General features: G+C 67.5%; 14 protein-coding genes. 6 read left to right on the forward strand and 8 right to left on the reverse strand.

Annotated features, from left to right (window positions below; translation table 11 throughout):
• Positions 1 to 4: 4 nt before the first annotated feature.
• Positions 5 to 571: a DUF1579 family protein gene (locus Q8Z05_RS02660; protein ID WP_305941957.1), complete on the reverse strand. Its 567-nt coding sequence runs from the start codon at positions 569 to 571 to the stop codon at positions 5 to 7.
• Positions 572 to 603: 32 nt separating this feature from the next.
• Positions 604 to 1821, reverse strand: a complete 1218-nt coding sequence (locus Q8Z05_RS02665) for an MFS transporter (RefSeq protein ID WP_305941958.1) — start codon at positions 1819 to 1821, stop codon at positions 604 to 606.
• A gap of 101 nt (positions 1822 to 1922) precedes the next feature.
• Here Q8Z05_RS02665 and Q8Z05_RS02670 point away from each other — a divergent pair, with 101 nt between their 5' ends.
• The 3 genes from Q8Z05_RS02670 to Q8Z05_RS02680 are packed head-to-tail and all read left to right on the forward strand — an operon-like array spanning position 1923 to position 3782.
• Positions 1923 to 2258 (forward strand): hypothetical protein, encoded by a 336-nt coding sequence (locus Q8Z05_RS02670; protein WP_305941959.1) that lies wholly within the window; start codon positions 1923 to 1925, stop codon positions 2256 to 2258.
• Positions 2255 to 3010, forward strand: a complete 756-nt coding sequence (locus Q8Z05_RS02675; protein WP_305941960.1) for a GAF and ANTAR domain-containing protein — start codon at positions 2255 to 2257, stop codon at positions 3008 to 3010. The genes Q8Z05_RS02670 and Q8Z05_RS02675 overlap by 4 nt, the downstream gene beginning before the upstream one ends.
• A gap of 16 nt (positions 3011 to 3026) precedes the next feature.
• A complete protein-coding gene (locus tag Q8Z05_RS02680; RefSeq protein ID WP_305941961.1) occupies positions 3027 to 3782 on the forward strand; it encodes an SDR family oxidoreductase in 756 nt (251 codons plus the stop codon).
• 99 nt (positions 3783 to 3881) lie between these two features.
• On the opposite strand, the gene Q8Z05_RS02685 is transcribed toward Q8Z05_RS02680, so the two are convergent.
• Complete coding sequence (locus Q8Z05_RS02685) at positions 3882 to 5291, reverse strand: MinD/ParA family ATP-binding protein (protein ID WP_305941962.1); 1410 nt, start codon at positions 5289 to 5291, stop codon at positions 3882 to 3884.
• Between the two features lie 170 nt (positions 5292 to 5461).
• On the opposite strand from Q8Z05_RS02685, the gene Q8Z05_RS02690 reads away from it, so the two are divergent.
• A complete protein-coding gene (locus tag Q8Z05_RS02690; protein ID WP_305941963.1) occupies positions 5462 to 6196 on the forward strand; it encodes a GAF and ANTAR domain-containing protein in 735 nt (244 codons plus the stop codon).
• Positions 6197 to 6231: 35 nt separating this feature from the next.
• On the opposite strand, the gene Q8Z05_RS02695 is transcribed toward Q8Z05_RS02690, so the two are convergent.
• Positions 6232 to 6915: an ArsR/SmtB family transcription factor gene (locus tag Q8Z05_RS02695; protein WP_305941964.1), complete on the reverse strand. Its 684-nt coding sequence runs from the start codon at positions 6913 to 6915 to the stop codon at positions 6232 to 6234.
• A 130-nt stretch (positions 6916 to 7045) separates the two neighbouring features.
• Between Q8Z05_RS02695 and Q8Z05_RS02700 the strand changes: the two genes are divergently transcribed.
• Positions 7046 to 7819 (forward strand): methyltransferase domain-containing protein, encoded by a 774-nt coding sequence (locus Q8Z05_RS02700; RefSeq protein WP_305941965.1) that lies wholly within the window; start codon positions 7046 to 7048, stop codon positions 7817 to 7819.
• Between the two features lie 42 nt (positions 7820 to 7861).
• Here the strand turns inward: Q8Z05_RS02700 and Q8Z05_RS02705 are convergent, their stop codons facing one another.
• Positions 7862 to 8572, reverse strand: coding sequence for a TetR/AcrR family transcriptional regulator C-terminal domain-containing protein (locus Q8Z05_RS02705; RefSeq protein WP_305941966.1), 711 nt, complete (start codon positions 8570 to 8572; stop codon positions 7862 to 7864).
• Positions 8573 to 8822: 250 nt separating this feature from the next.
• On the opposite strand from Q8Z05_RS02705, the gene Q8Z05_RS02710 reads away from it, so the two are divergent.
• Positions 8823 to 9080, forward strand: a complete 258-nt coding sequence (locus tag Q8Z05_RS02710; RefSeq protein WP_305941967.1) for a hypothetical protein — start codon at positions 8823 to 8825, stop codon at positions 9078 to 9080.
• A 126-nt stretch (positions 9081 to 9206) separates the two neighbouring features.
• Here the strand turns inward: Q8Z05_RS02710 and Q8Z05_RS02715 are convergent, their stop codons facing one another.
• The 3 genes from Q8Z05_RS02715 to Q8Z05_RS02725 are packed head-to-tail and all read right to left on the reverse strand — an operon-like array spanning position 9207 to position 14459.
• Positions 9207 to 11894 carry a cation-translocating P-type ATPase gene (locus Q8Z05_RS02715; protein WP_305941968.1) on the reverse strand — a complete coding sequence of 896 codons (2688 nt, stop codon included), beginning with the start codon at positions 11892 to 11894 and terminating at the stop codon, positions 9207 to 9209.
• Positions 11895 to 11925: 31 nt separating this feature from the next.
• On the reverse strand, positions 11926 to 13545 hold the full coding sequence (locus tag Q8Z05_RS02720) for an ABC transporter permease (RefSeq protein ID WP_305941969.1): 1620 nt from the start codon (positions 13543 to 13545) through the stop codon (positions 11926 to 11928).
• The gene (locus tag Q8Z05_RS02725; RefSeq protein ID WP_305941970.1) at positions 13545 to 14459 is read right to left on the reverse strand and encodes an ABC transporter ATP-binding protein; all 915 of its coding nucleotides are present in this window, start codon (positions 14457 to 14459) and stop codon (positions 13545 to 13547) included. The genes Q8Z05_RS02720 and Q8Z05_RS02725 overlap by 1 nt, the downstream gene beginning before the upstream one ends.
• Between the last annotated feature and the right edge of the window lie 287 nt (positions 14460 to 14746).

The following is a 14746-nucleotide window of genomic DNA, read 5'->3' on the forward strand; positions in this document are numbered from 1 at the left end:
GCTCCTAGGCCTGCCGGCGGTACGTGGCTTCGACCACCTGGTATGGGTCGTACCCCGGAACCAGGTTGTGCATGGTGATGCGTCCGCCGTTGCCATCGCCGGGCTCGATGTGGATCTGCCACCCCCAGTCGGGGCCTTCCGGGGCGGGATACGTGCAGGCCAGCCGGACCACGTTGTCGTCGTCGACGCTCCCAGTCAAGGTGAGCCACTGCGGTGCCGCGTGGAAGGAGTCCACCCACACCGCCGTCACGCCCGTTCCGATTCCGGTTCCGGTTCCGGTGCCGGCGCTTGTTCCGGAAGAAGCGTCCGACGGCGGCGCCTCGCCCTCCGCTCCCGCCTCGCCCTCCGCTGCGGGCCCGCCCTCCCCCGGGGCGGTTCCCAGGAGCAGGAGGCCGTTCTGCGGCTGGCCCTCGTGGGCCCACGTGTACTCGATCGTCACAAAGTCCTTGGCGGTCACCGCCACCACCGCGGCCGACACGGATTCCTGGTACTCGTCCGTGGGCATGAACCGCATCCGGTTGTGGCCCTGCCAGGTTCCGGTGAACGGCGAGAGGCTCTCAACAATTGTCATACGGGCAGTCTGTCCCGGATCCGCCTGCTCCGCTAGTAGTTCCGGCGGTGCTTGAGCCGCGGAATGGTGATGGCAAAAACGACGGCGGCGGCGAACCCCAGCACTCCCGTGGCCCACACGCCCGCCCCCAGTGAGACGGCGGCCGTGACGCCGGAGAGCAGCACCGGCCCGCCGGTTGAGCCGGCGTCGGCCATGAACCGCCAGAGGCCCAGGAACTGGCCGCGCCCGCGGTCCGGGGAGAAGTCGGCCCCGAGGGTCATAACCAGCCCGGAACTGATGCCGTTGCCGAAGCCGATCAGCAGGGCCGCGAGCAGCAGTCCCGTGAAACTGCCGGTGAGCGGGATGAGCAGCAGGGCGGTGCCCATGATGAGGGTCGACGGAATGGCCACCCACTGGCGGCCCTTGCGGTCCATGAGTTTGCCGGCCGGGTAGAACACCAGCATGTCGATCGCTCCGGAGAGGCCGTAGACCAGCGAGGCCTGGGTGGCATCCATGCCCAGATGGTCGGCCCACAGCGGGATGACCACCTGCCGGGAGGACCGGAGGGCACTCAGCAGCAGGATGCCCAGGCCCAGGCTCAGGAACACGCCGGCATGGGAGGCGGCCACGGTGCGGAGGGTGGGCTGCGGGCCGGGGTCGCCGCCGCTTCCGTCATCGGCCGCCTGCAGGTCCGGGATGGTGACGGACAGCAGCGCGGCCGCCACCATGGCCACCACGCCCACCCAGTACGCGCCGCCGATGCCGAAGAACTGCATCACCGCCGCCCCCACGAACGGGCCGATGAACACGCCGATCCGGTTGGTTCCACCCAGCGTCGAGAGCGCGCGGGCCCTGTATTGCACGGGGACGGCTTCCGTCAGGTACTTCTGGCGGGCCAGGCCGAACACGCTGGCGGCCATTCCGACGACGGCCATCGCCACGGCGAGCAGCCACAGCCCGTCGGGGATCAGGGCGGACAGGCCGGCGGCCGCGAGCGCCAGTGCCCCGGCAGCAGCGGCGCCTACGATGGACCAGCGTTCGCCGAACTTCAGGGTCACCAGGGATGCCGGCAGGTTGAAGAACCAGGAGCCCAGGCCGATCAGGGTCACGATCAGGGCGGCCACGGCAACGGACGCACCAAGGTCCCGGGCGGAGAGCGCCACCACCGGAAGAACCGCCCCCTGGCCGATACTGAAGAGCAGCGTGGGCCCGAACGCCGCCACTGCAATGCTGCGAAGGCTGAAGTTCTGGGGGTCATCTGGGGAAGTCATCAGATTTATCCTATGGCCCGGTCACAAAAGGCCTTGCGGGGACTAGCGTTTGCTGTGTGGGGTACTTACACGCGTGCCCGAAATAAAAGGAGGCTCGTCCCATGGGTGAAGTGTGGATTCGCACGGCCAACAACAGCCTGGTCCGCGCAAGCATGGTCACCGAGATCGCGTCCACCCGGGGGTCCCTCCATGAGGACCAGGGCTACGCGCTCAAGGTCATCCTGGACGGCAGGGCCCATGTACTGATTGACGACGGCGACCTTCCGGGCTCGCTGAGCGAACGGCTCGAGTATGCCCGGAACCTTGAGGACGCCCTGCTGCTTGCCCTGGACGAGGCCGGACAGTTGGAGGCGTCCGCAATTGTGGAGCACGATCCGGCGCGGGACCGGTGGCAGGTGGTTGCCGGTGCGGACCTGGGCGCCGCCGTGCACACATGAGCTCCAAGGCTGCCGGCACGCGGGAAGCTGCCAACCAGCCACAGGCCGGGCACACGGCGGCGGTCAGTGCAGGACTGGCGGGCCGGCTCAGCGACCTTGCCCGGGAAATGCAGCACGAACAGGACACCGAAGCGATCCTGGCCGTCATTGTCCATGCCGCCCTGGAACTGATCCCGCATGCCGCCGAGGCCTCCATCAGCCTGGTGACCGGCCGCCGCACCATCGAGTCCCGGGCCGCGTCCGGCGAACTGCCCCGGACGGTGGACGCGCTGCAGAGTGAAAAAGGCCAGGGTCCCTGCCTCGACGCCGCCTATGACGCCCGCGTGGTGCGCGTTCCTGACATGGGCAAAGAGGAGCGGTGGCCGGATTTCGCGCAGGCGGCCTACGACGCGGGCGCCCGCAGCATGCTCTCCATCCAGCTTTTCGTGGAGGGGGACAAACTGGGTGCCCTGAACCTTATTGCCGGGGATGTGAACGTCTTCGACGAGGAATCGGAACAGATCGCGCTCCTGGTGGCCGCCCACGCCGCCATCGCGTTCTCCGACGCCCAGGAAATCGCCCAGCTCACGCAGGCCCTGGACACCAGGGACCTGATCGGCCAGGCCAAAGGGATCCTGATGGAAAGATTCAAGATCACCTCACAGCAGGCCTTCCTGGTCCTGACCAAGGCGAGTTCCGATTCGAACATCAAGCTCAGGGACGTCGCCGAGCACCTGGCCAGCAGCGGGGAAATCCTGACGCGCCGGAGATGAGCAAAGGAGGCACGCCATGAACATCGCCGTTGCCGGCAGAACCGGAACCGTCGGCCGCCATGTGGTCAGCATCGCCAGGAGCCGGGGCCATCAGGTGGTGAGCCTGAGCCGAGCAGACGGCGTGGACCTGGTCAGCGGCCGCGGCCTCGATGAGGCACTCCGGGGTGTGGATACGGTGATCGACGTTTCCGGCCCCCGGACGGTGTCCACCAAGAAGGCCGTGGACTTTTTCACGAACAGCACCCAGAACCTGCTGGCCGCCGAGAAGAAGGCCGGCGTGCGGCACCACATCGCCCTGTCCATCGTGGGCATCGACAACGCGACGTCCGGGCTGTACGCGGGGAAGCTGGTGCAGGAGGATACGGTCCGCCACGGCGACGTGCCCTGGACCCTCCTGAGGTCCACCCAGTTCCACGAATTCGTGCCGATGACCGTGAGCGTCGCTGCCCTGGGCCCGCTGGTGCTCGTTCCGCACATGCGCACCCAGCCGGTGGCGGCCCGGGAAGTGGCGGAAGCGCTGGTGGACGCGGCAGAAGCCGGGCCGCGGGGGCGCGTGCCGGACCTCGGCGGCCCCCGGGCGGAAGAGCTGGCCGCCCTGGTCCGCGCCTACCTGCAGAAGACCGGCCGGCGGAAGCGGGCCGTGAAACTCTTCGTCCCGGGCTCCATGGGAAAAGCCATGCGCAACGGCGACCTGATCCCCAAGCCGGGTGCCGCCGTCGGACGCCAGACGTTCCAGGAGTGGCTGGCAACGCAACCTTCCTCCCCCAAGTAGGCCGCCTCTCCCAACTAGGTAGCAGTTGTTGTCGTTTTGAGCGCCCATAACGACATCTGCTGCTACCTAGTTGGGGAAGCCGGGCGGAAGAGGGAGCGCCTACACGTACCCGTCCACAATCGCGGCCGCGATCTCCTTGTAGGCGCGCCGGGTTTCGGGCTTGAGCACGTCTAGGGTAACCAGGTCGCCGTCGGCCACTCCGCGGTCGTGCGGGACGGCGATCAGCTGCCGGCAGATGCCGGAAAGGTGGTCCTCGATGGCGTCCTTGTCCACGCGGGAGGAGACCTCGTCCTTGTCCGTGATCACCACGATCGCGTTGCGGGCCAGGTCCTCGTAGCCGTGGCTGGCGAGCCACTGGAGGGTGCTGCGGGCACGCTTGGCGCCGCTTACCGCGTAGCCGGCGGCGATCACCAGGTTGTCCGCGGACTGCAGGATGCCGCTCATGGCGTTGTGCGTGACGCCGGTGCCGCAGTCGGTCAGTGCCACGGAGTAGTAGCCGGAAATGAGCTTGCGGATCCGAAGGTATTCCTCGGCCGTGAGCGAGTCGGACACTTCCGGGTCCTGCTCCCCCGCGATCAGATGCAGGCGGCCGGCGTGGTGCATGTAGCGGGCCAGCGCGGTGAGGGAGTCGACGGATTCGATGTTCTTGAGCAGGTCCGTGATGGTGCGCGGGCTGGACTGCTGGTAGATGCCTTCGCCCAGGGCGCGCTCCACGAGGTCGCCCGAGTCCGGGTTGGCGTCGATGGCGCACGGGGCGTCGCCGCGGTATTCGGCGAGGGTCAGGCCCACGCCCACGGTGGTGGAGGTCTTGCCGATGCCGCCCTTGAGGCTGAGCACCGCGGTGTTGTAGCTGCCCTGCAGCTGGCGCGAGATCCGCCGGCCCAGTTCGTCCTCTTCACGCTGGCGCGGACCGGGGCCCAGGTTGATGGCTCCGCCGGTCATGGCATACAGGGCGCCGCGGAATCCGCCGCGGGGGCGCGGCTTCTGTTGGCGGACAAAGGAACCGGGCCCGGTGATGAAGTCGGAGACGGGCGCGTCCGCTGCCGCCAGTTTGGCGGCCTGGCGGGTTGTAGCGTTCGACGGCGGTGTGCTGGGTTCCGCGGGCACCGTGCCCCTGCGGGAGGTGGCCGGCTGTGCCGCGGGCCGGGCAGGAGGCGACGCCGGAACCGGTGACGGCACCGTCGCCTCCCCGGCCGAAGCGGCAGGAGCGGCTGGAGCCGCCGTCGCGGCCGGTGCCGCAGGAGCGGCAGCCGCGGGACCGGCAGAAGCGCCAGGAGCCCCCGCGTCCGTTTCCGCCTGTGCGTCGGCGACCGCAGCCGCTTCGGCCCAGGAACTCCGCCGGGCGGGGGCGGTGCGGCTGTTGTTGGGTGTGGCAGCGGCGGGCATGGTTCCTGTCCGGGCATCCGGAGATGCACCTGCCGGGCGACGGAGGTCGCGGCGGCGGCGCGTCTGGGGCTGCCCTGCATTGTGTGCAGTGGCGCGTGCGTTCTTATCGGCCGGTTCAGGCATATTCGTCCCCCCAGGACTTTCGGCAAAGCGTGCAACGGCTCTTTACGGCTTCGGTCAAGCAGCAATTCTAGGCGCAATAGGCCAAAAGTCCCCCATATTCGGCGTGGGCAAAGGGCAGAAGAGAGGCAGGGCACAGTTGCCCGGGCGGCGTGCGCGCATACCATTGAGAGATGGCCAACTCTCCCGAGCACGAACGCGTCCTGGAACTTCAGGACCTCATTGTCGGCACGCAGAATGTCGCCGAGTTCCTACAGCGCCTGTCCGTCATGGCGGCGGGAGCGCTGACCCGGGGCACATCCGGCACGGTCGAATGCGGTGTCACCCTGAAGCGGCGGCGCCGCACCTTCACCGTGGCCGGGAGCAGCCCCCGGGCCGTCCTCCTGGATGAGATCGAACAGCGCATCGGAGACGGTCCGTGCATCGAGGCACTAAAGGTCAAGGAGCCGGTGCTGCTGGCCAACGTGGACACGGATCCGCGCTGGCCGGAATACCAGAAAGCCCTGGCGGATGAGGGGTGCCGGGCCACCCTGGGCGTGCCGCTGGAACTCGGTGAGGATGCTGCCGCCGCACTGAACTTTTTCGCGTTCGAATCAGGTGTTTTCACCCCTGCAGTCATCCAGGAGGCGGTGGAATTTGCGGACCTTGCCGCCGGTGCGGTGCGGCTTGCTGTGAGGCTGGGCAGCGCGCAGTCGCTGGCGGAGGATCTTGCCGCCGCCATGCAGAGCCGTACGTCGATCGACCTGGCGTGCGGTGTGATCATGGGCCAGAACCGCTGCAGCCAGGCCGAGGCCATGGCCATCCTCACCAAGGTGTCCAGCAACCGCAACCAGAAGCTGCGCGTGGTGGCCGAGGAACTGCTCGCCAACCTGGCCGGCGGGGACGTCCGGACGCACTTCGAACCGTAAGGCTTGCGCCCTAAAGGCAGAGCACGACGGCGGCGCTACCGTCCCCCGGACGGCAGCGGACCGGCCTCGACAGGCAGCCCTGCTGCCGCCCATTCCGGATACCCCTCCTCTAACCGCGCCGCGGGGAATCCTTCCTCCTGCAGCGCCCGCACGGCGTCGTCGGCGAACACGCAGTACTCGCTGCGGCAGTACGCCACGATGGTCCGGTCGCCGGGGAAGTCCTTCAGCCGCGCGGCGAGGCTGTTCAGGGGCACCGACACAGCGCCGGCCACATGTCCCGCCTGGAATTCCGGCTCGGGGCGCACGTCGAGGACCACAACATCGCCTGCAAGCATTCGCTCCCTCAGCTCCGCCCGGGTGAGCGTCTCAAAGGCAGAGCGGTTCCCCACGTAGGCGGCGGCAACCGTATCGAGCTCGGCAACATGCTCGGCAGCGACGTCCCTGACTGCCGCCCACAGCCTGGCAACCGACGGACCGCTGAGCCGGTAGTAGATCCGCGTGCCCTCACGCCGGGTGCGCACCACGCCGGACCGGAGGAGCTGCTGGAGATGCTGGGACGTATTCGCCATGCTTTGGCCTATGTCGGCCGCGATCTCGTCAACGGAGCGCTCACCCTGCGCCAGCACGTCCACAATTTCGGCGCGCCTGCCGCTCCCCAGCACCTTTGCCACAGAAGCGAAGGCATCGAATAATGCCGTCTTGGCAGCCCTCCGGCCCATCCCAAACCGTCCATTCCAGTAATCAAGCAAGTACTTGACAAGATACCCCGGCGAGGAGTCTTATTCAATTACCTACTTGAATATCGCATCGGGGCGTCCACCCCGGACAATGCGGAACGGGATGGATGCCATGGACACAGCAGCTGCGGCCGTTGACCGCGATGAACTCGAATCCAAGGTCAGGGAGCTGTACCGGCTTGTGGCACAGCACCCGGCCGGAAAGTACCACTTCAGGATGGGCCGGGGCCTGGCAGAGCAGCTCGGCTACCCGGCTCCCCTGCTCGACCTGATCCCCGCGGGCGCCGTGGAGTCGTTCGCCGGCGTTGGATACATCTTCGACCTCGCCAACCTGGCCGCGGGAGAAAGGGTCCTTGACCTCGGATCCGGCTCCGGCATGGACGTTTTCGCCGCCGCCCTCGCGGTGGGCCGGGACGGGAACGTGGTGGGCGTGGACATGACTCCGGAACAGCTGGCCAAGGCCGAGGGCCTCAGGGCGGGCGCGGACATTTCCCACGTCACCTTCGTTGAGGGCCGCATCGACGATCTGCCGTTCGCCGATGCCAGCTTTGACTGCATTATCTCCAATGGCGTCATCAACCTGTCGCCGGACAAGGCCGCAGTCTTCCGGGAGGCGGCACGGGTACTGCGCCCCGGCGGCCGCCTGGCCATCGCCGATATCGTCACCGAGAAACCGCTCAGCCCGAAGATCGTGTGCAATACCGACCTCTGGGCCGCGTGCATCGGAGGCGCGGCGCAGACAGCGACCTACCAGGAGACGATGAGCGGCAGCGGGTTCGCGATCGAAGCTGCCAGGACCAACATCTACGAATTCCTCTCGGACAGCGCCCGCTCCGCTTCGGAGAAGTACGGCGTTACGAGCGTCTCGTTCCTGGCGCACCTCTAGTCCCGACGCGGGCCAGCACCGTAAAGAGGCACGACGGCGGCGCTACCGCCCGGCCGGCCCCCCGCTACCGCCCGCCGGTCCTGCGCCGAGCCGCTCGGCCAGCCCGGAGAGCAGGATGCTGATTCCCTCGTCCAGTTCCGCTGCGCCGTCGTACTCGGCCAGCACGGGCGCGAGCTCGCGCAGGTGCGGGAACTCACGGGCCGGCAGCCGGTGCAGGCCCAGCCGGAGCAGCGCCACGTTTTCTTCCGGATCCACAATGAACTCCTGGAGCTCGTTCAGGATGTGGCCGTAGAGGAAGCCGTAGTAGGCGCGGTACACGTGCAGGGCGTCGTTGGGCGCAAAGCCCGCCTCAATCAGCAACCCCAGGATCTGCTCCAGCGGGCGCAGCGTCCCCAGCGGCCGGAGGCCCAGCGGAGTGGACAGCGGACGCGTCACCAGCAGCGGCACAACGTTGGGGTGCCGGAGGGCCAGGAGCCGGAGGTCGTGCGCGATCCTGCGCAGCTGCGCCTGCCAGTCCGGGTCTTTCGGGAAGATGGCCAGTTCGTTGAGGACCAGTTCGGTGATCCCGTCCAGCAGGTCAGCGCGGTTGGCCGCGTACCGGTAAAGGCCCATCGGATCCCGGTCCAGCGCCTGGCCCAGGCGGCGCATGCTCAGCGCCTCGAGGCCTTCGGCGTCCACCAGTTCCAGCGCCTTCTCCAGGACCACCTCGCGGTTCAGCCGTCTTCTGGAATCTGTTTCCTGCGGGGCTGGCATGGTTCGAGTCCTTTTCATGGGGCGGGGTTCGTTGGCTGATCCGGCTGTTCACTCTTGCTTAACCTGTAGTCTACGCCTAGAGTCTACGGTGTAGATGCATTCAGTGAGACTATTTTTAGCCCTCCGGACGCGACTCATCACTGCTGCTAATCCAGGGCGTGGAACAACTCAGGCCTTGTGCAGGGATCTGGGGTACAGCCGCTGTAGCCGAACGGCGGCACATGACGCACAGTACGGAAAGAGCCACCCAATGGGCGTTTCAAAAATTGACCGTTTTCTCAGCGAAGCCACCACTCCGGACCAGGACGGCGACGCATCGCTCAGGAAAGACCAGCTCTACGGGCTGTACACCAGTTGGTGCATGCTCAATCAGTTCGTCCCGGCAACCGCCGGGGAATTCTGGTCTGAGATGAAGACCCGCAGGATCAGGTCTGCGGACAGCCGCCTGCGCATGACAGGCGCCGCTGCCGCAGACTACATCCTGGCCACCCGCCCGGCCCTGGTCTAGCAGACCTCAGGTCCTGTAAGAGTACGACGACGAGAGGCCGGTTCGCGGTCAGCCTTGGGGGCTGACCGCGGGACCGGTCTTTTTCGTGCCCAGGCACGCCGGCTACCGCCCCGGGGCGGCAGCTGTTCACTCCACCGCGTCGTTGCGGTGTGTCCAGCGGCGGACGGCTTTTTCGGCCTCCACGATGACCAGGACAGTGGATCCCACGGCCGCGCAGAGGAGCCACTCCCATGCGTTCAGCGGCGTGAGTTCCAGCAGCACTGCAGTGACGGGCCAGGTCATGACGGCCCAGTGCAGTGCAAGAGCGGCCAGTGAGGTGTAGAGCAGCGGTTTATTGGCCAGCAGTCGCAGCTGGAAGAGGGATTTATTCTCGGCCCGGGAGCTGAAGACCTGGAAGAAGCTGAGCATCACGAACATGGTCAGCGCGAGGGTCCGGGCGTGGATTTCGGGGTAGCCGTTGTGCAGTTCCACGATGAAGCTCAGGATCACGGCCAGGGCCATCCACGCGCCGGTGATGCCCGCCCTGAACCAGAGCGTGCGGGAGAGGATGCCGTCGGTCGGTGGCCGGGGCGGGCGGGTGAGTTCATCGCCCTCCGCCGGCTCGAAGGCCAGGGCGATGTCCTGGACGCCGTTGGTCACCACATTCATCCACAGCATCTGTACGGGCAGGAACAGCAGCGGTGTATCGGCGAACACGCTCAACGTTACGGCCACCAGCGCTGCCGCACCGGTGGAGAGCAGGAAGTACGTGGTCTTGCGGATGGCTGCGAAGGTGACCCTGCCTTCTTCCACGGCGTGCACGATGGTGACGAAGTTGTCATCGGTCAGCACCACGTCGGCCGCTTCGCGGGCAACGTCCGTGCCGGATTTGCCCATCGCCACCCCGATCGCGGCGGCTTTGAGGGCCGGGGCGTCATTGACGCCGTCGCCGGTAACGGCCACGACCTTCCCGGTTGCCTGCAGGGCGTGCACGATCCGAAGCTTCTCCACCGGGGAGACCCTTGCCGCGACGCTGGACTGCTCGAGGCGTGCGGCGAGCATGTGGTCATCGAGTTCCGCCATTTCGGCGCCGGTCAGTGCGGGTTTGTCCGTCGCCAGGCCAAGTCGGCTTGCGATCGCCGTGGCGGTTACCGGGTGGTCGCCGGTAATCATCATGACTTTGATCCCGGCCCGGCGGCACGTGGCGATAGCTTCGGCCACCCCGGCCCGCGGCGGGTCCGTCATACCTTCCATGCCCAGGAACGTAAGGCCCGACGGCGCCGGCAGTGCTGAAGGCAATTCCTCGTCGGCGGCCAGGATCCGGGATCCGGCGGCGATGACCCGGAGGCCATCCCTGCCCATCGCGTCGTTGGCCGAATGGATCAGCGCCTGGTCCAGCGGGCCCTCACCGCTCACCAGGGCCATGGTGCCGGATGCGTCCATCAGCGCTTCCGGGGAACCTTTGACATACAGGGCCCGCCGTCCGCCTGCATCGGTGTGGACTGTCTGTGAGTACCTCAAGTGCGGTTCGTAGGGCTGGTGGGCCAGGGGCTCCGCTGCGCGGGCCTGTTCTGTGATGGCAGCCCGGGCCACGGCGGCCTTTGCCATGGCCGCATCGACGGCGTCCCCGGAATACTCCAGGTCCTCGTCCTCGGACGTCAGCGTCGCCTCGTTGGTCAAAGCACCGGCCCGCAGCACGGCCCGGACCAGCGGCGTGTCCGCTGCACCGCTGTCGTCGTCCCCATCTGTTATGTCCAGCAGCCCGGCGGTGGTCCAGATTCGCTCCACCGTCAGCCGGTTCTCGGTCAGCGTGCCTGTTTTGTCGGATCCGATGACGTTGGTGGAGCCCAGGGTTTCGACGGCGGGCAGGGTGCGGATGATGGCGTTCCGTTTTGCCATCCGGGAGACGCCGAGGCTGAGCGCGACCGTCAGGACAATCGGAAGTGATTCCGGGATGGTCGCCACCGCGAGTCCCACCGAGGTGCGGAACATGGTGGAGACGTCGTTGCCGAGCACCAGTCCGGCAATGAAGATGAAAACCAGTGCCGCCAGGACGGTCAGGCCGATGCGCCGCTCCAGGCTGTGCGTGAGCAGTTGCAGCGGTGATTTGCCGGGCGGACCCTGGACGAGTGCATTGATTTCACCGAGCGCCGTTCCCGCACCGGTCGCAATGGTGATTCCCTTGCCCCGGCCGCTGCCCACGAACGTGCCGCTGAACGCCATATTTGCCCGGTCGGCGGCGCCTGTATCGGCAGGAACCTGCGCAGGGTGTTTGGTGGCCGCGAACGGTTCGCCGGTCAGCAGGGACTCATCAAGCTGCAGGCCGTTGGTTTCGACGAGTCGAAGATCGGCCGGGACCCGTTCCCCGCTCTCCAGGAGCACCACATCGCCGGGGACGATGTCGCGTCCGGGGACCACCTGTTCGGTGCCGTCCCGGAGCGCCCGGCAGGACGGGGTGGAGAGCGACTGGAGCGCCCGGACGTCCGCCTCTGCCTTGCGCTCCTGGACAAACCCCAGGGCTGCGTTGATACACAGGATGAGGAAGATGGCCCCGGAGTCCACCCAGTGCTGTTGGATAAAGGTCACGACGGCGGCCGCCAGCAGGATCCCGATCAGCGGGCTCGTGAACTGCCGCAGCAGCACGCGCCACCACGGGGTGGCCCCGGCGACGCTCAACTCGTTGGGCCCGTAGTCGGCCAGCCGGCGCGAGGCCTCCGCGGTGCTGAGCCCGCCGGGGCCGGACGATAAGGCGTCAAAAACCTCGTCTGACCGCAAAGCGTGCCACGGCACGGGTGTCGCCACCGTGTTGTTGGTTCCGGTGGACTGAGGGGTCATGACCGGGACTTTTTCACGCACACGATGAATTTCACGCAGTCACGTCCCGGCGTTGGATGGAGTAGGCGGCGAGGCCCGCGAAGGCGGCCGCGACGACGGCCAGGACCATGGCCCCGGTCAGGTCGAAGGCCTCCACGGGCATGGCAAAGGAGTGCCGGAACGGGCTCAGGTCCTGCAGCCATACCGGCAGGCCGAACAACTCCCCGAATTCGCCCAGAATAAGTCCGGCAGCCAGGAAGCCCCAGCCCAACGGGATGCTGAGCCGCGGTGCGGAGGCGAAGACTACGGCGGCAGCCGTCAGGAAAACCGCCGCGGCGGGAACGTGGGCCAGCGCGGCCACGACCAGGGACCCTGCCGGTCCGTGGGCAGTGCCCGAAAGCCACAGGCCGACTGTGGCTGCGGCGCCGGCCGTTCCGGAAACAACGACGGCGGACAGGGCCGCGATGACCATGTTTGCCCCGAGCCACCGGGTCCGGCTGAGCGGCGCGGCGAGGAGAAGCTCTGCCCTGCCCTCAGCCTCCTCCGCGCGCATCCGCAACACGGCCTGCATGCCTGCCGCGGCGGCGAACACCCCGGCGACACCCAGCAAGGCTGCCACAAACACGTCAATCAACCCGGCCTGCCCGCCTGGCACGAGGCGGGCAATGAGTTCCCTCAAGGGCTCCACGCTGGAGACCGTCTCGCTCACCAGGGGTCCAAGAGCGCCCGCCACCGCACCCAGGGTTGCGGCCCCGATGCACCATCCGGCCAACGTGGAACGTTGCAGGCGCCAGGCCAGGCCTGCGAAGGACGTACCTCCGATTCCGGCCCGTTCCCTGCCGCTGCGCTGGGGCAAAAGGCTGGCGCCCAGGTCCCGCCGCCGCCGGACCAGCACTGCGGTTGCTCCCAACGCGAGAGCGGCAATGGCAACTACCAGTAGCGCGGACGGGTCCGGGCTGGTGAAGGGCCGTGACCGCTGGCCCCACCCGATGGGCGAGAGCAGCGATGGCCACGCACTGCTCACGTGCAGCAGGTCCGCCGCCGGTGTGCCGAGGGCGTCCCCGGCACCCCGGAGCAGATACGCAGCACCGACCAGTCCTGCAGACGCGCCGTTGGCACCCCTGCCCGAGGGCAGCACCTGGGCGGTGACAGCGGCGAGGCCCGCGAAGAAGATCCCCACAACGCCAACGGCGGCACCGGCACCTGCCGAGCCGGGAACCGGCAACCCTGCGGCGACGTAACCTGCGGCGGCAAATACGGCCAGCAACAGGTTCGCGGCGGCGGCCAGGAGAAGCGTTGCCACCAGGGACGCTTCCCGCGGGAGCGGGACGGAACCGAGGAGTTCGGCCCGTCCGAGTTCTTCATCGGTGCGGGTGTGCCGCACCACCAAAAAGGTGCTCATCAGTCCTGCCAGGACCGCCGTGAACGCGTAGCCCTGAAAAAACACGACTGGCCCCACGCCGGTGCCGTCGGGAAGGCCTCGAAGGAAGAGGAACGCGGGGTTCGACGCTGCCAGCTTAAGGATCGCTGCCTGCGAGGGCTCGTCACCGAATTGGGTGGCGACGGCGCTGGAGGTCGCGAAGCCGAGCAGTGTGATGCCCAGGATCCAGACGGGCAGGGCTATCCGGTCCCTGCGTGCCTGGAACCATGCCAGTCGCAGCACGCCGGGCATCAGCGCACCTCGCTGCCGTTGCCGTCGCTGTAGTGCCGCAGGAACAGCGATTCCAAGGACGGTGGAGCCACCGAAATACCGCTGATTCCAGGCTCGGCGATGCCGGCCAGGACTGCCCCCAGATTGGCGGCATCGGCGTCGAACTCGGCAGCGCCGCCATCGACGCTGAGCCCGTGGGTGCCGGGCATCCCAGCCAGCCGTGCCGGCTCAGCTAGGCCGGTGACCCGGAAGTGGGTGCGTTTCAGGTGCCGGAGTTCACCTAGGGTCCCGGTTTCGACGACGGTTCCGGAACGGATGATGGTGATCCGGTTACACAGCTGTTCAACTTCGCTGAGTATGTGGCTGGAGAGCAGGACGGTGGCTCCGTCCCTGGTGACTCGTTCGATCTGGCGGCGGAACACGGAATCCATCAGGGGGTCCAGGCCGGCGCTGGGTTCGTCCAGCAGATACAGCCGGGCGGGGCGGGAAAAGGCGGCAATCAGGGCAACCTTCTGGCGGTTTCCTTTGGAGTAGGTGCGGGCTTTTTTGCGCGGGTCGAACTCAAACTCCTCGATGAGCTCGCGGCGCAGATTCGCGTCGGCGCCTCCGCGCAGGCCGGCGAGCAGATCGATGGCCTCTCCGCCGGAAAGATTCGGCCACAGGCTCACATCTCCCGGGACGTAGGCGATGTCCCGGTGCGTGGCCACAGGGTCAGCCCAGGGATCCAGGCCGAACACTGTGGCCGTACCGGCAGTGGGGCGGATCAGTCCCAGAAGCACCCTTAGGGTGGTGGACTTGCCCGCACCGTTGGGGCCCAGGAAACCGTGGATTTCACCGGCGGCGACGCTCAGGTTCAGGCCGTCCAGTGCCCGTGTACTGCCGAAATCCTTGACAAGGCCCCGGGTCTCGATGACAGGTTGTGTCGCTGCATTCATGAGCGGTCCGCTCCTCAGGTCGTCACTCGAACGCCCGAGGCGGTCGCCGGGGACGTTCCGTGGGCATCGCCCGCGGGCCGACCAGGCTTCCCGGCTCTCCGATCCACAGCATACAAGCCACGGAGCCCTCCCGGAAGGTCGGCACGTTCTTCCGGGCGCCAGGTCCTGGGCGTGCCGGGGCCCAGATAGGCCACAGGTGCCGCTTCCCGGAAACCGGCGGCGTTAAGGATTCGTAAAGACCGGCGCCCGACCGGTCCTGCGGCAAATTTCCGGTGTTAGGCTCCCAG

The organism is Arthrobacter oryzae (assembly GCF_030718995.1).
Lineage (GTDB): Bacteria > Actinomycetota > Actinomycetes > Actinomycetales > Micrococcaceae > Arthrobacter > Arthrobacter oryzae_C.